This is a genomic window from uncultured Merdimmobilis sp., assembly GCF_902471145.1.
Lineage (GTDB): Bacteria > Bacillota > Clostridia > Oscillospirales > Ruminococcaceae > Merdimmobilis > Merdimmobilis hominis.
In genome coordinates this window covers 1-25,088 of the sequence record NZ_CABRJC010000010.1, presented here as the reverse complement: position 1 = coordinate 25,088, position 25,088 = coordinate 1, and the positions used below count along the sequence as shown (strand labels likewise).

26 protein-coding genes, 2 tRNA genes and 1 other annotated feature are annotated in these 25,088 nt (G+C 55.3%); of the genes, 11 read left to right on the top strand and 17 right to left on the bottom strand.

Annotation, left to right across the window (positions count from 1 at the left end; all coding sequences use genetic code 11):
• The 4 genes from RDQ42_RS06305 (at position 1) to tyrS (ending at position 4,602) form a co-directional block, all read left to right on the top strand.
• A complete protein-coding gene (locus RDQ42_RS06305) occupies positions 1–858 on the top strand; it encodes an NAD(+)/NADH kinase (protein ID WP_054331205.1) in 858 nt (285 codons plus the stop codon).
• A gap of 4 nt (positions 859–862) precedes the next feature.
• The gene (locus RDQ42_RS06300; protein WP_054331206.1) at positions 863–1,318 is read left to right on the top strand and encodes an arginine repressor; all 456 of its coding nucleotides are present in this window, start codon (positions 863–865) and stop codon (positions 1,316–1,318) included.
• 10 nt (positions 1,319–1,328) lie between these two features.
• Positions 1,329–3,014 carry a DNA repair protein RecN gene (gene recN / locus RDQ42_RS06295; RefSeq protein WP_071427083.1) on the top strand — a complete coding sequence of 562 codons (1,686 nt, stop codon included), beginning with the start codon at positions 1,329–1,331 and terminating at the stop codon, positions 3,012–3,014.
• 23 nt (positions 3,015–3,037) lie between these two features.
• Positions 3,038–3,292: a binding site (T-box leader), on the top strand.
• Positions 3,293–3,375: 83 nt separating this feature from the next.
• A complete protein-coding gene (tyrS, locus tag RDQ42_RS06290; RefSeq protein ID WP_231358381.1) occupies positions 3,376–4,602 on the top strand; it encodes a tyrosine--tRNA ligase in 1,227 nt (408 codons plus the stop codon).
• A 231-nt stretch (positions 4,603–4,833) separates the two neighbouring features.
• Here the strand turns inward: tyrS and RDQ42_RS06285 are convergent, their stop codons facing one another.
• The 6 genes from RDQ42_RS06285 to asd form a co-directional block, all read right to left on the bottom strand.
• Positions 4,834–6,024: a winged helix DNA-binding domain-containing protein gene (locus RDQ42_RS06285; RefSeq protein WP_071427082.1), complete on the bottom strand. Its 1,191-nt coding sequence runs from the start codon at positions 6,022–6,024 to the stop codon at positions 4,834–4,836.
• A gap of 199 nt (positions 6,025–6,223) precedes the next feature.
• The gene (locus RDQ42_RS06280; protein WP_162838187.1) at positions 6,224–6,385 is read right to left on the bottom strand and encodes a hypothetical protein; all 162 of its coding nucleotides are present in this window, start codon (positions 6,383–6,385) and stop codon (positions 6,224–6,226) included.
• 14 nt (positions 6,386–6,399) lie between these two features.
• The gene (locus RDQ42_RS06275) at positions 6,400–6,534 is read right to left on the bottom strand and encodes a hypothetical protein (RefSeq protein ID WP_267888270.1); all 135 of its coding nucleotides are present in this window, start codon (positions 6,532–6,534) and stop codon (positions 6,400–6,402) included.
• 118 nt (positions 6,535–6,652) lie between these two features.
• Complete coding sequence (gene dapB, locus RDQ42_RS06270; RefSeq protein ID WP_231358380.1) at positions 6,653–7,405, bottom strand: 4-hydroxy-tetrahydrodipicolinate reductase; 753 nt, start codon at positions 7,403–7,405, stop codon at positions 6,653–6,655.
• 16 nt (positions 7,406–7,421) lie between these two features.
• The gene (gene dapA / locus RDQ42_RS06265) at positions 7,422–8,309 is read right to left on the bottom strand and encodes a 4-hydroxy-tetrahydrodipicolinate synthase (protein ID WP_054331209.1); all 888 of its coding nucleotides are present in this window, start codon (positions 8,307–8,309) and stop codon (positions 7,422–7,424) included.
• Between the two features lie 22 nt (positions 8,310–8,331).
• Complete coding sequence (gene asd, locus RDQ42_RS06260) at positions 8,332–9,411, bottom strand: aspartate-semialdehyde dehydrogenase (RefSeq protein WP_231358379.1); 1,080 nt, start codon at positions 9,409–9,411, stop codon at positions 8,332–8,334.
• 200 nt (positions 9,412–9,611) lie between these two features.
• Between asd and queA the strand changes: the two genes are divergently transcribed.
• The 6 genes from queA to RDQ42_RS06230 all read left to right on the top strand — a co-directional run bounded on the left by queA (position 9,612) and on the right by RDQ42_RS06230 (position 14,250).
• Positions 9,612–10,649 (top strand): tRNA preQ1(34) S-adenosylmethionine ribosyltransferase-isomerase QueA, encoded by a 1,038-nt coding sequence (queA, locus tag RDQ42_RS06255; RefSeq protein WP_054331210.1) that lies wholly within the window; start codon positions 9,612–9,614, stop codon positions 10,647–10,649.
• Positions 10,650–10,698: 49 nt separating this feature from the next.
• On the top strand, positions 10,699–11,829 hold the full coding sequence (tgt, locus tag RDQ42_RS06250; RefSeq protein ID WP_054331211.1) for a tRNA guanosine(34) transglycosylase Tgt: 1,131 nt from the start codon (positions 10,699–10,701) through the stop codon (positions 11,827–11,829).
• A gap of 104 nt (positions 11,830–11,933) precedes the next feature.
• Positions 11,934–12,239: a preprotein translocase subunit YajC gene (yajC, locus tag RDQ42_RS06245; protein ID WP_082398536.1), complete on the top strand. Its 306-nt coding sequence runs from the start codon at positions 11,934–11,936 to the stop codon at positions 12,237–12,239.
• Between the two features lie 66 nt (positions 12,240–12,305).
• Positions 12,306–12,716, top strand: coding sequence for a TIGR04086 family membrane protein (locus tag RDQ42_RS06240; protein WP_054331212.1), 411 nt, complete (start codon positions 12,306–12,308; stop codon positions 12,714–12,716).
• Positions 12,717–12,846: 130 nt separating this feature from the next.
• The gene (locus RDQ42_RS06235; protein WP_071427080.1) at positions 12,847–13,503 is read left to right on the top strand and encodes a hypothetical protein; all 657 of its coding nucleotides are present in this window, start codon (positions 12,847–12,849) and stop codon (positions 13,501–13,503) included.
• Between the two features lie 39 nt (positions 13,504–13,542).
• Positions 13,543–14,250 carry a YesL family protein gene (locus RDQ42_RS06230; protein ID WP_054331214.1) on the top strand — a complete coding sequence of 236 codons (708 nt, stop codon included), beginning with the start codon at positions 13,543–13,545 and terminating at the stop codon, positions 14,248–14,250.
• On the opposite strand, the gene RDQ42_RS06225 is transcribed toward RDQ42_RS06230, so the two are convergent.
• From RDQ42_RS06225 to RDQ42_RS06215, 3 genes are all read right to left on the bottom strand, one after another.
• Positions 14,247–15,248 (bottom strand): tyrosine recombinase XerC, encoded by a 1,002-nt coding sequence (locus RDQ42_RS06225; protein WP_071427079.1) that lies wholly within the window; start codon positions 15,246–15,248, stop codon positions 14,247–14,249. The genes RDQ42_RS06230 and RDQ42_RS06225 overlap by 4 nt on opposite strands.
• A gap of 410 nt (positions 15,249–15,658) precedes the next feature.
• Positions 15,659–16,861: an ABC transporter permease gene (locus RDQ42_RS06220; RefSeq protein ID WP_054331215.1), complete on the bottom strand. Its 1,203-nt coding sequence runs from the start codon at positions 16,859–16,861 to the stop codon at positions 15,659–15,661.
• A complete protein-coding gene (locus tag RDQ42_RS06215; protein ID WP_308588449.1) occupies positions 16,845–17,912 on the bottom strand; it encodes an efflux RND transporter periplasmic adaptor subunit in 1,068 nt (355 codons plus the stop codon). Before RDQ42_RS06215 ends, RDQ42_RS06220 begins: the two co-directional genes overlap by 17 nt.
• A 142-nt stretch (positions 17,913–18,054) precedes the next feature.
• Between RDQ42_RS06215 and RDQ42_RS06210 the strand changes: the two genes are divergently transcribed.
• A complete protein-coding gene (locus RDQ42_RS06210) occupies positions 18,055–18,237 on the top strand; it encodes a hypothetical protein (protein WP_143117109.1) in 183 nt (60 codons plus the stop codon).
• Here the strand turns inward: RDQ42_RS06210 and radA are convergent.
• The 8 genes from radA to RDQ42_RS06170 form a co-directional block, all read right to left on the bottom strand.
• Positions 18,187–19,563 carry a DNA repair protein RadA gene (radA, locus tag RDQ42_RS06205; protein WP_054331218.1) on the bottom strand — a complete coding sequence of 459 codons (1,377 nt, stop codon included), beginning with the start codon at positions 19,561–19,563 and terminating at the stop codon, positions 18,187–18,189. The genes RDQ42_RS06210 and radA overlap by 51 nt on opposite strands.
• Before the next feature lie 19 nt (positions 19,564–19,582).
• Entirely contained in the window at positions 19,583–20,296 is a 714-nt protein-coding gene (locus RDQ42_RS06200) for an N-acetylmuramoyl-L-alanine amidase (protein ID WP_231358378.1), read from the bottom strand.
• Positions 20,297–20,338: 42 nt separating this feature from the next.
• Positions 20,339–20,890: a hypothetical protein gene (locus tag RDQ42_RS06195; protein ID WP_071427076.1), complete on the bottom strand. Its 552-nt coding sequence runs from the start codon at positions 20,888–20,890 to the stop codon at positions 20,339–20,341.
• Positions 20,891–20,964: 74 nt separating this feature from the next.
• Positions 20,965–22,080 (bottom strand): M20/M25/M40 family metallo-hydrolase, encoded by a 1,116-nt coding sequence (locus tag RDQ42_RS06190; protein ID WP_308588448.1) that lies wholly within the window; start codon positions 22,078–22,080, stop codon positions 20,965–20,967.
• A 136-nt stretch (positions 22,081–22,216) separates the two neighbouring features.
• Entirely contained in the window at positions 22,217–23,395 is a 1,179-nt protein-coding gene (locus RDQ42_RS06185) for a M20 family metallopeptidase (RefSeq protein ID WP_231358377.1), read from the bottom strand.
• Between the two features lie 143 nt (positions 23,396–23,538).
• The gene (locus tag RDQ42_RS06180; RefSeq protein WP_152916815.1) at positions 23,539–24,660 is read right to left on the bottom strand and encodes a DEAD/DEAH box helicase; all 1,122 of its coding nucleotides are present in this window, start codon (positions 24,658–24,660) and stop codon (positions 23,539–23,541) included.
• 72 nt (positions 24,661–24,732) lie between these two features.
• Positions 24,733–24,807 (bottom strand) — tRNA-Cys (locus tag RDQ42_RS06175).
• 205 nt (positions 24,808–25,012) lie between these two features.
• A tRNA-Gly gene (locus tag RDQ42_RS06170) sits at positions 25,013–25,088 on the bottom strand.

Below are 25,088 nucleotides of genomic sequence, written 5' to 3'. Positions count from 1 at the left end.
ATGACCATTTTCATCGTCCCCAATCTGCTGAAAGAGCATGCGGCGGACTGCACCTGCCAGGTGGCCAATATCCTTCGGGACTGCGGCTGCACCGCCCTTCTCCCCCAGGAGCTGGAACCGGAGTTCCCGGGGGTTTCTGCCATTTTTGGCCCCTCGGCGGAGCTGATGCACCAATGTGACATGGTCCTTGCCATCGGCGGGGATGGCAGCATCATCCATGCGGCGATGCTGACCCTTCCTGCATCCAAGCCCGTTTTGGGGATCAATGTAGGCCGGTTTGGGTTTTTAGCACAGCTGGAGTCCAGTGAGCTCCACCGCCTGCCGGAAATTCTTTCCGGCAGCTACCAAGTGGAACAGCGGATGCTCCTCAAAGCGGAGGTGACAGGGCCCAACCGACCGGCGGAACAGTACTACGCCCTGAACGATGTGGTGATCTCCCGCCCTACCTTGGCCAAAATTGTAGACATTGACATCTCCTGCAACGGCAAAACAGTGATCAGCTACCGGGCGGATGGGGTGATCTTTTCCACTCCCACCGGCTCTACAGCCTATGCCCTTTCCGCGGGCGGGGCGATCATTGACCCGGTGCTGGACAGCATCTCCATGACCCCCATCTGCCCCCACTCCCTGTTTGACCGGTCCATCTTGTTTGCGCCGGACAAACGGATTACCGCCCAGTCCCGCCAGGTGAACAATGAGGCGGAGATCCATGTGGCAGTGGATGGGGAGAATGTGGCTGTCCTCAAAACCGAGGACCGGTTGGTCATCACCGGAGGGGATGTGTATGTTCCCTTTGTCTCCCTTCCCGACAAGGATTTTTATGAGATATTAAACCAAAAGCTGATGTTTAGGGGGTAACAGGATGAAAGCCAAGCGACATGCCAAGATATTGGAGCTGATTGAAAGCTACGCCATCGACACCCAGGAGGAACTGCAAAACCGCTTGCAGGAATGTGGATTCAAGGTGACCCAGGCCACCGTTTCCCGGGACATCAAGGAACTGCGGCTGATCAAGACCCAATCCCCTGACGGGCGGTACCATTATGCCGTCAACGCCAAAGAGGGCACAGTGGACATGTCCCTCAAATTTCACACCATCTTCACCGAATCGGTGATCAAGGTGGACTGCGCCGGCCATATGGTGGTGGTCAAATGTTACACCGGCTTGGCAAATGCCGCTTGTGCCGCCCTGGATTCCATCCACTGGAACGGAGTGGTGGGAACCTTGGCAGGGGACGACACTATTTTTATCCTGATGCGCAACAGCGAAAACGCCGAAGAGTTTGTCGCCCAGCTCTCCCAGCTTTTGGAAAAGTAGGTGATTCTGTATGCTTGCACAGCTGTACATTCGCAACGTTGCGGTGATCCAAGAGGCTTCCATTGACCTAGCCAAAGGGCTCAATGTGTTCACCGGCGAAACCGGTGCGGGCAAAAGCGTCCTGATCCATTCCATCAACGCGGTGCTGGGGGAGCGTACCTCCAAGGATATCATCCGGACCGGGGAGAAAAAGGCCCTGGTTTCCGCTCTGTTCACCGGCCTCCCACCCCGGGTTTTAGCTCTGGCGGAGGAGTTGGGATTTCCGCTGGAGGACGGGGAATTGCTCCTCTCCCGGGAGATCGGGCTGGACGGCAAAAGCAGCTGTAAAATCGGAGGACGCCCTGCTACAGCGGCCTTGCTGCGGGAGTTGGGGGGAAGCCTCATCAACATCCATGGCCAGCAGGATACCCACCAGCTGATGGCAGCGGACAAACACATCGGCTTTGTGGATGGGTTCGGCCTCTTGAATGGCCAGTTGCGGGAATACCAGGGCGTTTACCGGGAACTCTGTCAAGTGCGGGAAGAACTCTCCTCCAGCAACCTGGACGAGGCGGAAAAGGCCCGGCGGATCGATCTGCTCCAATACCAGATTGGGGAGATTGAAGAGGCTGGCCTCCGCTTGGGGGAGGAAGAGGAGCTGGACAGCCGGAAACGGATCATTAAAAACGCCCAGAAGATCTCCGATTCCCTGGCGCGGGTGTACAGCATCCTCACCGGGGAGGATGGGGAAGGGCTTCTTGAACTCCTAGACCAGGTAATCGGCGGCCTTGGGGAAGCGGGTGCCTACCTGGACGGCTTTGGGGAATTTTCGGGCCGCGCTCAGGAAATGCGCTACGAACTGGAAGAGTACGCTGCCTCTGCACGGGATGCCCTGGAGGAGATGGAGTACAATCCCCAGGAACTGGACGCCATCGAGCAGCGGCTGGACACCCTATACCGGCTGAAGAAAAAGTACGGCTCTACAGTGGAAGAAATTTTGGCCTTTCAGCAGAAGGCCAGCGGGGAACTGGAGGGAATCACCCTTTCCGAGGAGCGCACCGCCCAGCTGGAGGCCCAAAAACAGGCGTTGGAGGCCAAGGCCAAATCCCTGGCGGACGAGTTGACCAAAGCCCGCCTTAAAGCCGCTGGACGCCTCTGCCAGGAAGTCCGGGGGGAGTTGATCCAACTGGATATGCCCAGTGTCACCCTGACTTTTTCGCATCGGGAAAAGGCACTTGGACCCATGGGGCAGGACGATCTGGAGCTGCTGATTTCCACCAACCCCGGGGAGCCGCCTAAGCCGTTGGCGAAAATCGCCTCTGGCGGCGAGATTTCCCGGGTAATGCTGGCCATCAAAAACGTCATGGCCAGCGAAGATGAGGTTGGCACCCTGATCTTCGATGAGGTGGACACCGGCGTCTCTGGCCGGGCAGCTCAAAAAATTGGGCGCAAGCTCAAGCAGGTGGCAGAACACCGCCAGGTGATCTGTGTGACCCATTTGGCCCAGGTGGCCGCCTATGGAGATCATCACCTTCTCATTCAAAAAGAGGTGAGAGGCGACCGCACCTACACCAACGTTTTGCCCCTCACCCAGCGGCAGCGGGTGGAGGAACTGGCCCGGATCATCGGCGGGGAGAACATCACCGAAATCTCCCTGCAAAACGCCCGGGAGATGCTGACCCTCGCCAGCGGGGAGAAACGCCCCCTTGACAAATAAAAAAACCTGCATTATACTATCTTTCAACGGCAATGAAAAGAACAAGTAGCCTGTATCCCGCCTCTTCAGAGAGCTTTTGGCCGGTGGAAAAAAGCGTGGCGCAGCAGTGTGAATACCTCTTTGAGCCGCCGTCTGAACCCTTTTTGTAGGCAGTAGGATCTGGCCGGGTACGCCCGTTATCGCGAACCGGTATCCCAAGGTTTGGGGCACTGGGTGAGGCTCCGCACAGCGATGGCGGGGTGAATTAGAGGTGGTACCGCGTTTTACACGCCCTCTATTGGGTTCAGCCCAATGGAGGGCTTTTTTGTCGCCTTTTTGCGCTGAACTCCGGATGCAGAATTGGAAAAGGAGAAATGAAACCATGACAGTCTACGAAGAACTCCAGCGCCGCGGGCTCATCGCCCAGGTCACCGACGAAGAGGTCGTCAAGGAATTGATCGACAACGGAAAAGCCACCTTTTACATCGGTTTTGACCCCACCGCCGACAGCCTCCATGTGGGCCACTTTATGGCCCTGTGCCTGATGAAACGGCTCCAGATGGCGGGCAACCGGCCCATCGCCCTCATCGGCGGCGGAACCGGCATGGTGGGCGACCCCTCCGGCCGCACCGACATGCGCCAGATGATGACCCCTGAAACCATCCAGCACAACTGCGACTGCTTTAAAAAGCAGATGAGCCGGTTTATTGATTTCTCGGAAGGCAAAGCCCTGATGGTCAACAACGCCGATTGGTTGATGGAATTGAACTATGTGGAGCTGCTGCGTGAAGTGGGCGCCTGCTTCTCGGTCAACAACATGCTGCGGGCTGAGTGCTACAAGCAGCGGATGGAGAAGGGCCTCTCCTTCCTGGAATTCAACTACATGATCATGCAGGCCTATGACTTCTATGCGCTGTTCCAGAAATATGGCTGCAACCTTCAGTTCGGCGGCAATGACCAGTGGTCCAACATGCTGGCGGGCACCGAGCTGATCCGCAAAAAGCTTGGCAAGGATGCCAGCGCCATGACCATCACCCTGCTGCTCAATTCCGAGGGCAAGAAGATGGGCAAAACCCAGTCCGGCGCTGTGTGGCTCGACCCCAACAAGACCTCCCCCTACGACTTCTTCCAGTACTGGCGCAATGTGGATGATGCCGACGTCATCAACTGCATGAAACTGCTGACCTTCATCCCCATTGAGGAAATTGAGGCCATGGAAAATTGGGAGGGCAGCCAGCTCAATACCGCCAAGGAGATGCTGGCCTTTGAGCTGACCAAGATGGTCCACGGGGAAGAAGAGGCGAAAAAAGCCCTGGATGCGGCCAAAGCCCTGTTCGTCGGAGGCGGCAGCAGTGAAAACATGCCCTCCACTGCCATTGCCGAGGAGGACCTTACCGACGGCAAAATTGGTGTGCTGGATCTGCTGGTGAAAACCGGCCTCGCCCCCTCCAAAGGGGAGGCCCGCCGGCTGGTGCAGCAGGGCGGTATCTCGGTGGATGATGAGAAGGTGACTGACATCGCTGCGGCGGTGGAAAAGGGACAGTTTGAGAAGGGCCATGTCATCCTAAAAAAGGGTAAAAAGGTGTTCCATAAAGTCCTTTTGGGTTGATTTTTGACCCAGCAAAGGGAAAAGGAGCGGGAATTCCCGCTCCTTTTTTGTGTAAGGCAGAAGGGATGCCCCCTCATTTATGAGAAGAATCCATCTCGAAGGCAGGTATCTCCCCCTGTGAGAAATGCCCCCAAAGGGTGCTATTGGCGATGGATTGGATTAAACCAACCGAATCGCCGGGGAGCTTTGTCCAGCATGGCAGCGTCTGCTCAAGCCGGCAGCGCTTGGCCATCAGCCCTCGATGGTGCAGTTCCTCAGTTTGATCTGGCGGAAAGCTGCGTACTCTTGTGCAAGGGCATTCAATTTCTTCCGCTCTTGTGAAGACATCGGCTCAAAAAGCACCATTGAGACATCCAGTTTGTCTTTGAGCGTCTTAGTTCTCCAGATGCCGGCGACCCGCCCCCCTTTGAGGATGACGCCGGGGTTGGCAACGGTTTTCCAGACCTCTTTTTGCAGGGATTTACCCTCCAACAGGATGCCCCGGTCCCGAATATCCAGGTAGGGGTCGTGAGGCCCCAGAAGAAGGAGCTGGTCCTCATCCGGCTGGGAACAAGCCAATATTTTTTCCTCTGTTGCTAAAAGAAAGCAGGTCTTGCCCTCCGCCGAGACCGGGGCCAGTTCGTCTGCGATGGTATCCCACAGGCGGCGAGCCTGCTTCTGGGAACAACCTAGCCAGCTGGCAAAGGAGTTCAAGGTGGCTGGGCCGTAGGCGCGCAGGAATTTGCGAACCAACTCCTTTTCCCCATCCGGCAGGGGAAGAGGAGGGCGCCCAACCCAGTTTTGATAGGAGGTAAAGGTGGGGTGAATGCCTTCCCGCCGGCCGAACACCACAAGGGAGGAGAAAGAGCAGGGCCGCAGCAGGAAGGAGACAACGGCCCCTCCCACGGTCTGTTTTCCCGGGCTGCCGTACATGGAAGGCGCCCGCCAAAGGGCCTGTTTCTCCTGGGGGAGGCCCGGCTCTATAAGGCCAGCCAGGGTGCGGTCCAACTCCTCTTTGCTTTTGACGGTGTGGGTATCCAGGTACCCAATGACCTCTTTGAGCCGCCCCAACAGGTCGTCAAAGGGCATTTCCAGGTAGTCAAGGGCCCCTGAGATGCCCAGAGTGTACACCCAGGGATCTTCCCCATTCTGGGCGATGAGCGGGGTGAGGAACACCTCGCTTTGCCCAGTGGGGAACACCACAGGGGCGCCCCGGAAGCTCCAAGCTTGCAGCAGGCTTTTCTCCTGGTATAGGGCGTCCCATAAACGGGGCAGAGTACAGCCTTCCAGACGGTTCATCATGGCGGTTTCCCATGCGCCGGGGGGCGAGTTCTGCATGCCACAGGCACCTGCCGCCTCGACGACCGCCCCGGCCGGGAGCTTTTGATCCAGGTGATGGGCCCGCAGGCGGAAGCCTCGGATTTGTTTTGCTGTAACGTCCATATGGTCACCTATGTCTTTCCATGCTGTACTTGTTTCTTGTGCTGTAAAAAACGCCCACGCAGCGAGGCGGGAAAGGAAATCCAAGCGAGTATCCACCGCTATTATAGCTAATTTTACTGCAAAAAGCAAAGCTCCCTAGCCTGTGGTTTTCTCACAGACAGGGGAGCTTTAAAGGGCCGTGGGCTCCTGATACCGAGGGTTATTTCTCGGTAATGGGTTTGGCTTTTTCCTTTGTGGTTTTCGCCTTGCCCTGAATCTCCGGCACCGGAGGGACGTCATTTTTCGGGATGTGGGTCTTGTGGTTGCTTTCTGTCCCGTGGGGTTCCTTGGGATCTGGGCGGCGCATACCTGCCTTTGCCATGGGTATTCCCTCCTTTACACGTCACCGCGTTTGATCGACTGTTTTTTTGCGTTTTTATTCTGGTTTTGGTTCTCCCGGGTCAGCGGGGTCTGCCCATTGCATTTTTTCAGGCGGACCTCTTTTTTATCGGGTTGGCTGTCCTTCGGCATACAATCACCTCAGGATTAGAATTCCCGTCCGAGAACCGGAATTGCAGTGGTAATTTCTGCAAAAAAATATTCAATTAGAATCAAAAGGGGAGTCTCCCGCCTTTTATCCACGGGACTGCTAGAACTGTAGCAGGCTCTCCATTCCATAGAGGCCTGCTGGGCAGCCCTGCAGATACAACATGGCCCGGATGGCTCCACGGGCAAAAATTTCCCGGGAAAGGGCGGTGTGCTGAATGCTGAGTGCTTCCCCTTGCCCGCTGAAGAGAACAGTATGTTCCCCCGCAAAGCTGCCGCCCCGCAGGGAGTGGACGCCGATTTCCCCCGGCTGCCGCTGGGAGTCTCCCTCCCGGCCGTAGACCGGCGAAAGGGAGGCGCCAAGCCCGGCGTTGGCTGCATCCATCAGCACTTTTGCAGTGCCGCTGGGGGCGTCGGCCTTTCCCCGGTGGTGCAGTTCCAGCAATTCTATATCAAAGTCTGCCCCCAGTGCCCGGGAAGTCTCCTCCACCAGATGGGCCATCAGTGCCACGGGGAGGGAGAAGTTGGCCGCCCGGAAAATGGGGATGGTTTTCGATGCTAAGGCGACCTCCTCCACCTGAGAAGGGGAGAGGCCTGTGGTGCCTAACACCACAGGAATTCCATGGCCGGTGGCGAACTCCAGCATGGGAGAAAGGCCCGCCGGGCTGGAAAAATCCAAAATGCCGTCGGCGTTGGGCGGGCATCGTTCCCAGTTGGAATACACCGGGAACTCCCCCGAATGGTATGGGGCGGGGTCTACCCCTGCGGCGATGCGGCAGTCGTCCCGCTGTTCAATGAGGGATTCCAGCATCCGGCCCATCCGGCCTGCACAGCCGGAGAGAATCAGGTGTTTCATGCGGCCATCTCCTTTCCTACAACAGCCCCAGGTTGAGAAGTACCCGGGAAAGGCGCTCCCGGGTCTCAGGGGAGGCATCCACCAATGGAAGCCGGCAGGGTCCCGCCTCGTGGCCGGTGAGCTCCATAGCGGCCTTCACTGGGATGGGGTTCACCTCAGAGAACAGCGCTTGGATGAGGGGCAGGAAGTCCAGTTGGAGCTGGAGACTCCCCATCAAATCCCCATCGAAAAACCGTTGGCAGAGCTGGTGCACCTCCCCGGGGATCAGGTTGGAGAGAACCGAAATAACCCCTTTGCCCCCCAGGGACAGGATGGGCACCACCTGGTCGTCGTTGCCGGAGTAGAGGATGAGGTCATCCCCGCAGAGGTAGGCGGTCTCCGCGATCTGGGAGATGTCCCCGCTTGCCTCCTTTACCGCTACGATGTTGGGGTGTTTGCAAAGCTCTTGATAGGTTTTAGGCTGGATGTTAAGGCCGGTGCGGGAGGGGACATTATATAAAATCACCGGGAGTTTCGACCGGTCGGCCAAGGTGTTGAAATGGCGGATGAGCCCCAGCTGAGTGGTTTTATTGTAGTAGGGGGTCACCAGTAAGAGGGCGTCGGCCCCGATATCCTGGGCAATGTAGATCATCTCCAGGGAATGGGCGGTGTCGTTGCTTCCCGCCCCGGCGATGATGGGCACCCGGCCCTCGGCAGCGTCTACAGCTGTGGAGAGAAGGTCAGCGTATTCCCGAGGAGCGAGGGTAGCGGATTCCCCGGTGGTTCCCGCCACAACCAATGCGTCGATGCCGTGGGATACCTGTTCCTCCACCAAGAGGCGGAAAGCGGATAGATTCAAGCTTTTGTCTGGGTTCATGGGGGTGATGAGGGCGGTGGCCGCCCCGGAGAAGGGGATGGATTTCATAGGCGATTCCTCCTGTGCTGTGTTAAGAGAGATACCCCTGGCTGGCCAGCAGCTCCGCCAGGAGAATCCCGCCGCCTGCCGCGCCCCGCAGGGTATTGTGGGAGAGGCAGATAAATTTATAATCGTACTGGGAATCCTCCCGCAGCCGGCCCAGCGAAACTGCCATGCCGTTCTCCAAGTCCCGGTCCAGGCGGGTCTGGGGCCGGTCCAGCTCCGGAAAATACCGCAGGAATTGTTTGGGCGCGCTGGGCAGGCCCAGCTGCTGGGGCAGGCCCTGGAACCCCTCCCAACGGGCGAGGATTTCCTCCCGGTCCGGCTTGTGGTCAAAGGAGACAAACACCGCTGCCAGATGGCCGTCGCTCACCGGAACCCGCAGGCACTGGGTGGTGATGAACGGGGAAGGGAGGGGGAGGATTTCCCCGTGGAGCAGGTTCCCCCAGATTTTTAAGGGTTCCCGTTCGCTTTTTTCCTCCTCCCCGGGGATGAAAGGGATCACATTGTCCGCCATCTGGGGCCAACCCTCCAACGTCTTACCCGCACCGGAGACCGCCTGGCAGGTACAGGCCAGCGCCCGGTTGATTCCAAATTCCCACAGAGGGTGCAGGGCGGGCACATAGCTTTGGATGGAACAGTTGGACTTGACTGCGATAAATCCCCGGCGGGTGCGCAGCCGCCGCCTTTGGCTGGGAATTACCGCCAGGTGGCCGGGGTTGACCTCTGGGATGACCATGGGGACGTCTGGCAGAGCCCGGCAGGCGGAGTTGTTGGAGATCACCGGGCACTCCAACCGGGCGTAGTCCTCTTCCAGTTCTCGGGTGGAGGCTTTGTCAAGATCCACTGCGCAGAAGATGAAGTCCACCAGGCCGGCCATCTTCCGGCGGTCTGCGACGGCATCCAGCACCGTTATCCCCGCAGCTTCCTGGGGGATCGGCCTGGCCATAGCCCACCGCCCTTTCACTGCCTCCCCATAAAGTTTCCCTGCGCTTTTTGGGGAAGCTGCCACTGCGGCAAGGCGAAACCAAGGATGGCCGTCCAGCAGGGAGACAAACCGCTGTCCCACCATGCCGGTGGCGCCAACCACCCCGACGCGAAAGCATTTCATAAGCGCCCTCCTTCCTGAAAACAGGCATCGGCTACAAATTATTGGTTGAAACGCTGGGCATCTTGCAATATAATAGAGGTTAGCTGCAAAGCAGCTGCTCACCTTGAAGGATATGAGCGCCAATTTGCGGGTATTCCTTAGAAATGAGGGAATTCCTGTCCAAATTGGCGGGACAACAACCATAGAATGAAGGAATTGTCATGAAAAAATCGGATTTTAATTTCGACCTGCCTGAAGAGCTCATCGCCCAGACCCCCATTGAGCCTCGGGACCATTCCCGAATGCTGGTTCTGGATAAAAACACCGGCTCCTTGGAGCATAAGCACTTTTACGACATTGTGGACTACCTCCGCCAAGGGGACATGCTGGTGCTCAACAACAGCCGGGTTCTGCCTGCCCGCCTGTATGGCTATCGGGAAGGCACCGGCGGAAAGATGGAATTCCTCCTCCTTAACCAGCGAGGTAACGATGTCTGGGAAGTGATGGTCAAGCCCGGCAAAAAAGCGAAAAACGGGGTGCGGTTTGTCTTTGGAGACGGCCTGCTGACAGCGGAGATCGTCGGGGAGGCCGAAGAGGGCAACCGCCTGGCCAAGTTTTATTACCAGGGGAATATTTATAACGTCCTGGACCAGATTGGCCAGATGCCCCTGCCTCACTACATCACCCACGAGCTGGAGGACAAGGAGCGGTACCAGACGGTCTACTCCAAGGATGTAGGCTCCGCTGCCGCCCCCACTGCCGGGCTCCATTTTACCCCGGAACTGCTGGACAAGCTTCGGGAAAAAGGGGTGAAGATCGGGTTCGTCACCCTCCATGTGGGCCTTGGCACCTTTCGGCCGGTAAAAACCGAGGAAATCACCGACCACAAGATGCACTCGGAACACTACTGGATGCCGGCGGACACCGCTGCTATGATCAATGAAACCAAGGCAGCTGGCGGACGGGTCATCTGTGTGGGGACCACCAGCTGCCGCACGGTGGAGTCGGTGGCCACCAAACTGGGCCGCATCGAGGAGTGTGAGGACGACACCAGCATCTTCATCTACCCCGGATACCAGTTTAAGGTGCTGGATGGGCTGATCACCAACTTCCACCTGCCGGAAAGCACCCTGATCATGTTGGTCTCCGCTTTGGCCGGCCGGGAAAGCATCCTCCATGCCTATGAGGTCGCGGTCCGGGAAAAATACCGGTTCTACAGCTTTGGCGACGCTATGTTCATCGCCGACACCGCCAAATAAACACCCATCAACCGCCTTTAGGGGCGTGCTGAAAGGACGAATTTCCATTATGTATCAACTTCTGAAACAAGAGGGCGCCGCCCGCCGCGGGGAGTTTACCACCGTCCACGGAACGGTACAAACCCCAGCGTTTATGAATGTGGGCACCGCTGCTGCCATCAAGGGAGGTATCTCCTCCTACGACCTAGTTGACCTGAAATGCCAAGTGGAGCTGTGCAATACCTATCACCTCCACATCCGGCCGGGGGATGACAAAATCCGGCAGTTGGGCGGCCTGCACAAATTCATGGGCTGGCAGCGCCCCATCCTCACCGACAGCGGTGGGTTCCAGGTTTTTTCCCTGGCAAAACTGCGCACGATTAAGGAAGAAGGGGTGTATTTCCAATCCCACGTGGACGGAAAAAAGATCTTCATGGGACCGGAGGAGAGCATGCGCATCCAGTCCAACCTGGGCTCCACCATCGCCATGGCCTTTGACGAGTGCATCGAAAATCCCTCCACCCGGGAGTACACCAAGCGCTCCATTGAGCGCACCGTCCGCTGGCTAGTCCGCTGCAAAGCGGAAATGGAGCGGCTTAACAGTTTGCCGGATACCATCAACCGCAATCAGATGCTCTTTGGCATCAACCAGGGTTCCACCTTTGATGACCTGCGGATCTGGCACATGCAGGAGATCGCCAAGTTGGACCTGGATGGCTACGCCATTGGAGGGCTGGCAGTTGGCGAGACAGCGGAAGAGATGTACCACATCATCGAGGTGATAGAACCTTACATGCCCAAAGACAAGCCCCGGTATTTGATGGGGGTTGGCACACCGGCCAACATCATTGAGGGGGTGTGGCGAGGAGTGGATCTGTTCGACTGTGTTATGCCCAGCCGCAATGCCCGCCACGGCCACCTCTTTACCTGGGATGGAATCATCAACATCCACAACGCCAAATATGAACTGGATGACCGGCCTCTGGATCTCCAGTGTGACTGCCCGGTCTGCCGGAACCACAGCCGGGCTTATATCCGCCATCTAATCAAAGCAAACGAGATGCTGGGGATGCGCTTGGCGGTGATGCATAACCTGTATTTCTACAACACCTTGATGGAGAAGATCCGCGCCGCCTTGGACGAGGGCTGTTATGGGGATTTCCGTGCCCATTGGCTTCCTATTTTGAGTAAGCGCATCTAGCAGGGGAGTTGTGAGCAATTCCTTAATTTTGTAAACAGCGTTGCAATCTTCCGCCCCGCATTGTATAATATTATTTGTATATTTTTTGGAGGTGCAAAACAACCATGACACAAATTATGCTGCAAACCCCGACCAATGCTTCCATGGCGATGTTCACCCAGTTCGCGATGATTGCCGCCATGTTCGCCATCCTGTACTTCTTCATGATCCGTCCCCAGAAAAAGAAGGAGAAAGAGATTCAGCTGATGCGTTCCAAACTGGAGGTCGGGGATGAGATTGTCACCATCGGCGGCATCATCGGCCGGGTGGTCAATATCAAAGATGAGACCATCGTCATCGAGACCGGCAGCGACCGCAGCAAGATCCGCATCACCCGTTGGGCTGTCCAACAAAACAACAGCGCAAAATAGGCTGTGCCGCAGAATAAAGCGTGACCCCTTTGAATATCCTGTAACTGGAATAAAGGAGGGGTTGGGTTGAAACGAGCGAAAAACAAACCGAAAAATGAGCCGGTCGGCTATTTGAAATTTGTGCGGCCTTTATTGGTCGGCTGCGGCGTTGGTGCCGCCGTCTGTGCGGTGATTTTGATGGCCCTGGCCCTGGCCATGTCCATCAAAGACCTGCCCCAATCGCTGGTGGAACCGCTGGCGGTCTTTGCCGTAGCTCTGGGCGCATTTTGCGGCGGTTTTTGCTCCGCCAAGATCGTCCGGGAGAAGGGACTCCTCTTGGGCATCTGCTGTGGAGCGGTCCTCTTCTGTGTCCTCGCCTTCTTTGGCGTGGGTGGGGAAGGCTTTGGTACCGCCGGCCTGATCCGCCTGGCAGTCATTCCGCTGTGCGGTGGGGTGGGTGGAATTTTGGGCGTCAATACCCGCAGTCGGCGCAAATAAAACCTACAAGGCTTTCAAGGGATAATTGGAAAAGCGGACGCCTTTTGGGGCGTCCGCTTTTTGCAAAGGCTAGTCTATTTTTCATCTCACCCGCATAGGATTGGATAAAAACAGTGAGGTGGGATGCGAAATGAATCGGACACGCAGTTTTGGCCTGGATGGGAAACGGCGCAAGGCTGGCTATTACAAGCGGTATTTCCTATTTTTTATCCGGGAGAATTGGTTGATTTTATTGTTTGGATTTTTATTCATTTTTGGTGTCTGGATTGGGACATCCTTTATTGGCAGTTTCCAGGGGGAAACCTTGGATCAACTGCTGATCCTCCTCAACGGGTTTGTCTCCCGACGGGAAGGGCAGGAGATGCGCCAAACATTTTTGAGCACATTTTTTTCTTCTTTTTGGCCGGCGGCACTCTTGTTTTTCTGCGGGTTTTGTGCCATCTCTCAGCCGCTGATTGCTCTGGTACCCTTCTTTAAAGGGTTGGGATTTGGGCTGTCCGCCTCCACGATGCTAAGCATTTACGGCAGTTCTGCCATGGGGTATCTGATTGTTCTGCTGCTGCCGGGGACTATTCTTTCAACCTTGGTTCTCCTGTTCTGTTGTAAGGAGTCTTTGGGGCTCAGCTGCATGTTTTTTCAGGTGATCAATCCCCTACAAATGCCTAGCGAAGGTACTTCTGTGGGAGATTACTGTGTAAAGTATATTATCTTTACAGCTTGTTTAGCTGGTACTTCCGCCTTAGAAAGCCTGCTATTTCAAATGTTTTCTAGTTATTTTGCACTATAATGTCAGGGGATGTTTTAAAATCAGGAAGGAGATGGTCTCTTGGGGAATTCTTTGTCCTCCCCTAGGGAACCTCTGGAAAAAAGGCGTTTTTTTGTCTTTATCGAGGTTTTCTTTCACAAATTTTGGAAGTTGATTGGTTTGAATCTTCTCTTTTTACTCAGCTGTATTCCAGTGGTGACCATTGGGCCGGCCCTTTGTGCTATGGCCTATGTCACCCGCAATTTTGCCATCGGCAAGCCACTATTTTTGGTCTCGGATTATTGGGGAACGTTTCGCAAAAACTGGAAACAGGGGTTTATCTATGGGCTCTTTTTCTGCGGCTCGCTTGGCATAGTCGGGGTGGTGATTACCCTATGCCTTCCGTACACAGCACATAACCCGCTATTTCAAATCCCGTTATACCTTTGTTGGGCAGTGATCGGGGTCCTCATTATTGTGAATTTTTATGCACCTTTGATGATTGTGACCCTCGATTTGCCCCTCTGGGATATCTTGAAAAACGCCTTTATTTTGTCGTTAGTGGCACTGCGAACCAACCTGATTACTCTGTTCCTTGTGGGGAATCTGCTGTTGGCCTGCCTGTACTTTTACCCTTACTCGGCATTTTTTGTGGTGACCATCTTGCCGGCATTTCTCTCCCTAGTGGCGTCCTTCAACAGCTATCCCATTGTGGAAAAATTCCTGATCCTGCCCTATGCTTCCCAACAAAAAAGGGAAGATTCCATCTTCCGGGATTCTTCCCACTAAGCGCCTTGTGGCGCTTTTTTTGTGTCTTTTTTCACCTGGGAAAGGGGAGAGCTCTTGATGGCATTTTCCACCTGTGCGCTGGATACATGGGTGTAGATCTCAGTAGTGGCGATGTTTTCATGCCCCAAGACCTCTTTCAGTGCCCGGATATCGACTCCACCGTGCTGATACATCAGCGTCGCCGCTGTGTGCCGCAGCTTATGAGGGGAATACCCTTTGGCGGAGAGCCCGGCCGACTGTAAGGCTTTCTCCACAATCTGCTCCACCCGCCGGCCAGAGATCCGGCTTTTCCGGCTGGAGAGGAACAGTGCGTCCTTGTCTTTCACCCCATCCACTGGCCGAACAGCCAGGTAGGTTTTAATCGCGGCCCGGCAGGCGTCGTTGAGATAAACCACCCGTTCTTTGTTGCCTTTGCCGGTGATGGTTAGTGTTTCTTCTTTCATGTCGGAGAGGTTGATGCCCACCAGTTCAGAAAGACGCATCCCACAGTTTAGAAACAGGGTGATCATACAGTAATCCCGAGCGGATTCAAAATCTTTCACCTCCACACTGCTGAGGAGCTCCAGGCTTTCCTCTAAGGTTAGATACCGGGGAAGGGATTTCTTTACAGAAGGAACTTCCAGCTCCTGCACAGGATTTTTTTCCAACAGGTGGGATTTGGCGGTCATATACCGGAAAAAAGAGCGCAGGCTGGAAACTTTGCGCGCCCTTGTTTTGGCGTTGTTATCGGCCTCGGTCAGGGTGTAATTTAAAAAGGCATAAGCATCTGATAATGTTATATTTTTAACAAAATCTAATGAAATGGAATCAATTGAAATTTCATGGATCGGTTGATCGGCCGGGGCCATATGCTTGTATTGCAGCAAAAACCGGAAGAACATCCGCAGGTCTATGTAATAAGCTTCTACGGTTTTGGGCGACCGCCCTTTGATGGTTAATAGATAAAATAAAAAATCCCGCAGAAAATCCGGTGCATCTTGATATTCTTGAATGGACATGTGAAACCCTCCATGATTCCTAAAAGTCAGCTGACGATGATGTTTGCATCCGATGCGATCAGATTGGCGACGATACAGCGTACATGGAACTTACCTGAAAAGATGATTGGGTATCATCCAATTTCTATGATAAGGAGTGAAATGATTGATAATTCCAACACCGCCTAAAGCCTTATGGTAATCCCAGACCGCTAAGTTTAAGTTTTAGAATCACATCGAAAATTGCGCTCCCCTTAATTTCGTTAAATCTTTATTTTGCGAAGTTGTCCGCCCCTTTATTTTACCACAGGCAGCCTCTTTCCGCAAGTCCATTCTCTCCAATAAAACGGGCAGATATTTCTGGTGGGTCGTCGTTGGAGTTCGCTCTGGATATACACAAAAGGATGGGATACATCCCATCCTTTCATTCTCTATTCAAACCGCAGGGCATCCACCGGCCGAAGCTTTGCGGCAATTGCCGCTGGGTATACGCCGAATAGAACCCCAAGCAGCACTGTAAAACCAATGACCGCCCAGGTTAGGGTCCAATTGATTGCCATAGGAATCCCCCCAATGGCACAGCAGATGAGCACAATGCCAAGGCCTACACCGGCCCCGATTATGCTTCCCACCAGAGACAAGGTAAACGCCTCGATGAGGAATTCCAGCAGGATGATCCCTTCGCTGGCGCCGATGGATTTTTTGATCCCGATTTCTTTGGTGCGCTCATTGACTGAGGTCAGCATCATCGTCATGATGCCAAGGCCCGCTACCACCAGGGAAATCGCCGCAATTGCGGAGAGAACTAAGGTGACCAAATCCATAATCCGGTTGAGCCCTTCCTTCTGTTTTGCCATGTTCTCCACAGTGCACATGCTTTCGGATCGGCCGGATGTCTGGCAGAGCTGGGTGATAATCTCCTCCCCCACCCGATCCGGGTCTTCCCCTTCCGCCGCCCGGACAGCGATTCGGTCAAAGTGGTCCTGGCCAGACGCGCTTTGCATAGTGGTATATGGAAGGTATAGGAAGGATGGCACATACTCCCCCAACATGTTTTGCATCAGGTTCCCTCCGGACTCCACGACCCCTACAATCTCATAGGATTCGGTTTTGTTGTCGTATTGTACCTCGATGGTTTTCCCCACAATATTGGAACGGTGGTAAAAGGCTTCAGCTAAGTTTTGGTCTACAATACAGACTTTGTTCTGCTTGTCCATATCCGCTTGATCAAACAGCCGGCCGTAGATGGGCACCATGGAGACGGTTTCCTCTGCCCCATCCCCTACGCCCCAGGCCACACATTTGGAGACCAGGCCCCGCATGTAGACATCGGTGTATTTCATCAGCACTGGGAGGGTGCTCTCCACCGAGGGGAGCTCTTGCAATCTGGGAAGATCCTCTTCCCGCAAGGCGGCGGAGGGATGGCGCATCCCGTCCACACTGATTAAGATAGAGCCGACCCCCATCTTTTCAATCTCCATGTTGATCTGGGAGCGGCCAATTTCCCCAATGGATGCAGTTAAAACCACCGACGCCACTCCGATGGAGATCCCCAGGATGGTCAGTACGCTGCGGAAGCGCTTCCTCCCCAGGTTGCGCAGGCCGCAGCGCACGCTATCAATCAGCATCAGCATTTGCTTCCCCCCTTAAATAGACAAAGTTGTGGGAGACCGCCGGCTCATCCGGGTCAAAGAGGACAATTTCCCCGGGAGCTAGCCCCGCAAGGACTTCCACACCCTCCGCTGTCTCCACCCCGGTTTCAATATCCCGCCGGATGGCTTTCCCCCCTTCAAACACATAAACATACTCAATATTTTCCCGGTCTTGGCGCACCGATTCAAAGGGGGCCATCACCACCTGGCGCTCCTCCTCCAAAAGAAGGTCCACTTTGGCGGCGTACCCATCCCGCAGGGAGGAGTCCCCATCTTCAATGAGGACTTCTGCTGTGACGGTCGCCTCCCCTGCCCCGCTGTTCTCCGCCGTGGGATAGAGTTTGGTCAAGGTCCCGTTGTATTCTTTGGTCTGTCCATTGCAGCGGATGACTGCCTGGCAGCCCTCGTAGACATCATCCGCCTGGGACTGGGGGATGGAGATTACCACCTGGTATCCGCTGGGGTCCACAACGGAAAATGCCATCTGCCCTTTCCCGGAAAGGATATTCTCTTGAAGGTTGACCTTGGCCACAATCCCTTGGATAGGGGACGCAATGGCGCTGGGGATATAGCCTACCTCAACCGAGGGGGACTGCTGGTAGCCAGAGGTGTAGCCCTGGGCGAGGGCATCCACCTGATCCCGGCCGATCTGATAACTTTCCGCCAAGGCATATAAATCTTCCAACTGCTGGGAAAGGCCGCTTTTTGCTTCTTTCTCCACCGCCACAGCACCGCTGTGGGCAAGCACAGTCTGGGTGAGGGAGACATCGATCACCGCCAGAGAATCCCCCTCCCCAACCCAATCCCCCACTGAGACAGGGACTTCCATGGGGATCACCGGAGTGTCCAGGTAGACTTCCGCTGACTTCTGAGCCCGCACTACCCCTTCACAGCTCAAGCGCCTGCTGTAAGGCTGTTCTACTGGGCGAATGTACTGCACCGAGCAAAGGGAGGACAAAAAAAGCTGGGGCAAACACCCCGCCAACAGGATCACCCCCACGGTAAACAGGGTGAGAAACAACTTCATCCGCATCAAAAAAACCCCCATACCAAAGTAAATAACCAAAGCTTGTCACTTTTGTTATTCTCTCTCGCATGGGGGGGAATATACTGTAGGATTTCCTTGGAATAATTGCGGAATCCAGCCGCACACTAACCACTATGAGGTGAGTAGAATGAGTTGGATTCCGTGCGCAAAACACTGCCGCCACCAACGGGACGGCTATTGCAGTTTGGATCAAATCACCCCGCTGGGTACCAGTGCGGATGAGGAATGCGCTTATTTTTCCCGGGTGGAGGACGACCGGTCATCCTTTGAGGGCCGCACAGGCTTGGGCGAGGCTGCTGACCCCGATTAGCTCTAAATCCGTCGGCAGGTCGTCGGTTTTCAGCTGCTTCATCGACGCACGGGGCAGAATGATCTTGTGGAACCCCAGCCGGTAAGCCTCGTTGACCCGGGATTGCACCCGGCTGACGGCCCGAATCTCCCCAGCCAAGCCCACTTCGCCAAAGGCGACTACATCTTCCGCAATGACCCGGTCGGTCAGGTTGGAGACAAGGGCCAAGGCCACCGGCAGATCTGCCGCGGGCTCGTCCAGCCGCAGACCACCCACCACGTTGATGTAAGCGTCCAGGTTGCCAAAGAAGTAGCCGCCCCGCTTTTCCAGTACCGCCAAAATCAACGCTGTGCGGTTGAAATCAAACCCGGTGGAAGTCCGGCGGGGGTTGCCGAATGCGGTTTTGGTCACCAGGGCCTGAACCTCTGCCATAATAGGACGGCTCCCCTCGATGACACAGGCGACGCAGGTACCGGAGACGTTGGTCGGCCGGCCGGAGAGCAACATCATAGAGGGGTTCTGTACCTCTTCCAGGCCGCTTTCAGTCATTTCAAAGACACCGATCTCGTTGGTGGAGCCGTAGCGGTTCTTCACCGCCCGCAAAATCCGGTAGGAAAGGTTGCGCTCCCCTTCGAAATAGAGGACAGAGTCCACCATGTGCTCCAACACTTTGGGACCGGCGATAGCGCCGTCCTTATTGACGTGGCCGACTACAAATATGGGGATGTCATTGGCCTTGGCCACATAAATCAACTGCTGGGTGCATTCCCGCACCTGGGTCACACTGCCCGAAGAGGACTGGATAGTGGAGAGGTTCATGGTTTGGATGGAATCCACCATCACCAGGTCGGGGGAAAGCTGCTCAATGGTCTGCACCACCTGGGCGATGTCGGTGATGGAGGAGATGTACAGGTTGTCGCTGTCCACCCCCAGCCGCACAGCCCGCAGCTTGACCTGGCGGGCGCTCTCCTCGCCGGATACATATAGGATTTTTAGGTTTTGACATAGAAACTGGCAAATCTGCAGCAGGATGGTGGATTTGCCGATGCCAGGGTCGCCGCTGAGCAGGATCACCGACCCGGGGAAAACGCCACCGCCCAGCACCCGGTCCAACTCCTTTAAGCCGGTTTTGTACCGCTGCCGCTCATCGGATGAAATCTCGTGGAGCTGGGAAACCACCGCAGACTTCACATGCTCCTTCGGGGGCATTTTGCTGCTGAGGGGAACCGATTTCACCTGTTCCTCAAAAGTATTCCAAGCGCCGCACTCCGGGCATTTGCCGTACCATTTGGGGGCTTCGTACCCACAAGCAGAGCACACATAGTTTGTTTTGATTTTGGCTGCCAAATTTTCCACATCCTTTGTCTTATACCGAGTACAGGAATTCCATCACCGAAGAATAGATGACAAAGGCCACCTTTTCCTGGTATTCCGGATCAATCAAATTGGTGGCCTCCTGGGGATTGGAGAGGAAGCCGCACTCCACCAATACCGCCGGGGTTTGGGCCTTGTAGAGGAGGAACAGTTCCCGGCCGGACCGTTTGTGCTCCCGGGTGTTCTCCGGTTGGAGCATCTCCCGGAAATGGCGCTGCATGATAGCGGCCAGTTCCTCACTTTCCGGGAGATTAGGGCTGTAAAACATCTGGGCGCCGCTATACTTGGGGTCGGTGAATTTGTTTTGGTGAATGCTCAAAAAGATGGCATCCCTATTTTGCTCCATAATTTTTAGGCGGTTGCGCATATCCGAGGTCTTTTGGTTCTTCACCCCGGTGATCCCGTCGTCGTGGATAGAACAGTCGCTGTCCCGGGTCATCACCACGTCAAACCCGCTGATCACAAACAAGTCCCGCAGATCTTCAGCAATGGCCAAGTTGATGTCTTTCTCCACAATGTTGTTGTACCCAACCGCGCCGCCGTCCATCCCGCCGTGCCCGGCGTCGATAATGATCCGGGGCCGGTTCCCCGCAGTGAGCATCACCGGGCAGGTTCTGTGAATCCGAAAGACCATACCCCCTGCTGCGGCAAATGTGACCACACACAGCACAAGGACAGCCAACCAATATTTTTTCTTCAATGCCATCACTCCCACCACGAAGGTATGCGCCGCCGGGCGGGGATTATGCTACCTTTTTGGACTGCGGAACACCAGCCGGTAAAGGAGGAGGATTTCTTTGGTGCCCAGCAGATACCCCAGCCAGGCAGTGACAGGCAGGCATAGGTGAAACCCAATCACCAGGGCGACAGCACCCCAAGAGGCGTTGGCAGCGTAGCCGGAGGGCATCACCCAGTTGATAAAAAAGACGTGCTGGGGGGTAAAGAGTTTATAGAGGAAGGCCACATCGGGGATGGCTCCCGCCTTAGAGAGGATCAGGATCAGCCCAGAGGCAAAATACGGGACAGCGGCAACAAGGCCCACCGGCACCCCGCGATGGCTCCGGACCGGCCGTTTTTCCAGCCGGGAAAGGCGGCCCTCCTCCTCCCCCATAGCCCATGCGCTGTGATATACCACCATGCAGAAGGAGAGGAGCGCCGCTGTCTGGACAACCATCTGGCTGGTTCTTCCCTGCCAGAGGAGGCCCAGTGAAAAGACGATAATGGCGGCGAAAAACACCCCGAACAAGCTCACTCCAAACAGCCCTAACCCTTGAGAGAACAGTGATTTTTTCCGGTTCAAAAGCATACCTCCATATCCGCTTTGGAAAACAGCCGAGCCCGAAGGCCCGGCTGCTCCAATAGGGATGGATACTGTTAGAATTTTTCAGTCATCATGGTGTAGACCACCCGGGTGGTGGTATAGAACTCCTCCAAGTTCAGGCGCTCATTGGAGGAATGGACGTCGTACATACCGCTGGCGATGCAGGCGCAGGTGATACCGGAACCGGCGAAGATGTTGCAGTCGCCGCCGCCCCCGCCGATAAGGGTGGAGGTGGGGATGCCCTCTTTTTCATAGGCGGCCATACAAGCCTTAAAAGCAAAGGATTCCTGGCTCAGCACAAAGCAGGGGCAATCATGGCTGACGGCAAAATCCACCTGGCCGCCCATCTCGGCGGCAGCCTCTTCACAGGCTTTTTTCATCGACTCCACCTGGTTTTTCAGCTTCTCCATGCTGTGGGAGCGCACCTCCGCAGTAAAGAACACCTCATCGGTGACCACATTGGTCTGCCCGCCGCCTTCGATGCGGCCGATGTTGGCAGTGGTCTCCGCATCGATGCGGCCCAAAGTCATCTTAGCGATGGCCTTGGAAGCCATGGTGATGGCGTTGATGCCTTTTTCCGGCTCGATGCCAGCGTGGGCTTTTTTGCCCTTAAAGGTGGCGACAATGCCGTCTTTGGCAGGGGCCGCAGTGACGATAACGCCGGGCTTGCCTGCACCATCAATGGAAACCATGTTCTTGCAGGGCAGCTTGGAGACATCGAAGTTTTTGGAGCCCATCATATTCTGCTCTTCGCAGATGGTGAAGAGGAAGTACATCTCCCGGTGAGGGATGTTGTTCTCCCGGATATACTCATAAGCCTCCAGGATAGCGGCAATACCGGATTTGTCATCAGCGGCCAGGATAGTGTCCCCTTTGCTGACCAGGAACTCCCCGTCTACAACCGGCTCAATGCCGTTGCCGGGGGATACAGTGTCGATATGGGCGTTGAAGCACAGGGCTTCGCCCTCCATGGTGCCAGGCACATGGATCAGCAGGTTGCCGCCGTTGCTGCCAAAGTTTTTGCCGGCTTCATCTCGGTAAACGTCAAAGCCACGGTTTTTAAAATATGTTTCGATCCAGTCGGCCATCTCCTTTTCATGCAGGGAGACGCTGTCAATGCGGATCATTTCGCACAGGGTATCAAGCAGTCTTTTTTTATTTAATTCCATGGTGTTGCTCCTCCAGTAATGGATTTTCACGGTTCAGCCATCCATAGGGTTTCCTTTGGCTGACACGTTAGTATTATACCAGTTTCCTCCGCTTTTTTCAATGGAAGATTTGCCAGAGGGCACGCTGCTGGAAAGCCTAGCAATTTTCTTCCAGATACCGGACAGCGCACTGGGCATAGGTGGCACTTCCCACATAAAGGGCTTCCTCATTGACCTTCATCTTGGGATCGTGGCCGGGATGGCAGTAACCTTCTGCGGTACTGCCTACACCCAAGTAAATCATGGCTCCGGGGACCTTCTCGGCCACCACAGCAAAGTCCTCCCCACCGCCACTGGGCCCAATCTCCTCTACATCTCCTTGGGGGAGCATTTCTGCTGCGTAGCGGCCCATTTCCCGTGCGAAGTCCGGGTCATTGACCAGAGGCGGCATACCGTACATATGCTCCACAGTGGCAGTTCCGCGGTAGGTAGATGCCACCGATTCGGCAATCTCTTTGATTCGTTTCTTCAGAAAGTTGCGGGTCTCCACCGAATTGGTACGGACCGAGATCTCCAGGGAAGCGGTATCTGCCACACTGTTGCAGCTGGAACCGCCCTCCATTTTGCCTACCAGCACCACAGCCGGCTGGGTACTGGGAATTTCCAGCGCCAGGATCTCCTGGAGGGCGATGATGGTGTGGGCGGCGATATTGATGGCGTCCACGCCCAAATAGGCCTTAGAGCCATGGACTCCATGGCCCTGAATGGAGATGCGGATGGCATCGCCGGAGTTGTTGGCCACCCCGGGGATGTAGCGGATGATGCCGCTGCGGGTGTCATCCATGCCAACCGAAATGTGCAGGCCCAAGGCCACATCCACCTTGGGATTCTCCAAGATGCCGTCCTCCACCATGGCGGCGGCCCCGGCCAGCAGTTCTTCCGCCGGCTGGAACATAAATTTCACCGTGCCTTTGAGCTCCCCTTCCTTCTCTTTGAGCATTTTAGCGGCGATCAAAAGCATGGCGGTATGACAGTCGTGGCCGCAGGAGTGACAGTGGCCATTCTGGGCGGCATAAGGCATCCCGGATTCCTCGGGCATGGGCAGGGCGTCCATATCTGCCCGCAGCAGGAGGACTTTTCCCCCCTTGCCCACGGTGCAGGTGACACCGGCTTTGCCCACAGTTTTGGGCTCGTAGCCGTAGGAGCGCAGCTTTTCAGTGACGAAGGCGTTCGTCTTGGGCAGGTCAAAGCCCAATTCCGCATAGCTGTGGAGCTCGCGGCGCATGGCAATCAATTCCTGTTCCAGTTCCTTGGCCCGATTGAGAAAATAGTTCATTGCAGTTCCTCCTCATGTATCGTTGTATGGCGATTCCCAGATGGATACGGTCGTTTTCTGTTCCCTATCATACCTCTTGCAGGCACTTTTGTCAAGTAAAGTGTGAAATTAAAAACCGGCCTTACACGAAAGGCCGGTTGCCGTTACCACTCCCGGATCATGGGCTGAATGTCCGACCGGGTAAAGTGGATGATATTATCCAGCCGCTTTTTTTCATCCTCCATATAGAAGATGTAGGCGGTGCCGGATTTTTTTGCACGGCCAGTGCGGCCGATGCGGTGCAGGTAGTATTCGTTGCTCTGGGGAACGTCATAGTTGACCACAGCGTCCACATCTTCTACGTCGATGCCGCGGGCAGCCACATCGGTTGCGATGAGAACACAGTCCTTTTGTTCCCGGAATTGAGCCATGATCTTATTGCGGGCGCTCTGCTGGAGTTCTCCGCTCAAGCAGATGGCCGGCACCCTGCGGATGTTCAGCTGGTCACAGAGGCTGGAAGTAGCGTATTTGGTGTTGCAGAACACCAACACCTTGTGGTAACCATTGCGGGCGATGATCTGGCACAAATCTTCAATCTTTTGGCGGCCGGTGTTGGTCTGCAGGCTGTATTGGGTGATCTGAGGGCGGCTGTCCTCCACAGGCTGGACAGTGATCTCCACTGGATCCCGCTGGTACAGCCAGCCGATGTCCATCACCTCCCGGGAGATGGTGGCAGAAAACATGGAAAGTCGCTTCCCCTTGGGGAGGGCATCTAAAATACGCCGGACTTCCTTGAAGAAGCCCATGTCCAGCATTTCATCCGCCTCATCCAGGATGGCAGTAGTGACCCCGGTAAGCTGGATGGTTTTCCGCTTCAGATGATCCAGCAGGCGGCCGGGGGTTGCAACCACAATCTGAGGCGATTTTTTCAGCGCCTCAATCTGGCCGGCGATAGGCTGTCCTCCATAGACCGCCACAGTGCGAATATGGGGAAGAAAGGCGGTGAGATCCCGCATCACATCCCGGATCTGGAGGCAGAGCTCCCGGGTGGGGCAAAGGATCAACGCCTGGGGTTCCTGTTTGGATTCCGGGCTCAGCATTTCGATAATGGGGATGCCAAAGGCACAAGTTTTGCCGGTGCCGGTGGGGGCTTTGGCAATGACTTCTTTGCCCTCCAACAGAACGGGGATCGCCTTTTCCTGCACTTCGGTCAGTTGGGTGAAACCCATTTTTTCCACAGCCTGCTGTATTTCCGCCGACAAGGCGAGTTCACTGTATTTTGTCATACGATACTCCTTGTTTTTGACATACAAAAAGGCCAGTGACCCGCTGGCAAGCGGATCACTGGCCTTACATGGTGGAGGCGCCAATCAGAATCGAACTGGTGAATAAAGGTTTTGCAGACCTCTGCCTTACCGCTTGGCTATGGCGCCGTACTGTGGCGGATCACATCAACACTATATGAAAGAAGGGAATTTTATATTCCTATAAACCGCTACTTTTCTCTTTGGAGTGGGTTACAAGGCTCAAACTCGCTCCGCTGCCCCAAAGAGCTTTTTGCTTTCCAACCGTTTTAAAACAACGGAGGAAACAACCAAGAGATAAGAAAAAAAGGCTGGTTTTTTTCCAGCCTTTTGTTGGAGCGGGTTACGAGGCTCGAACTCGCTACCTCCACCTTGGCAAGGTGGCGCTCTACCAGATGAGCTAAACCCGC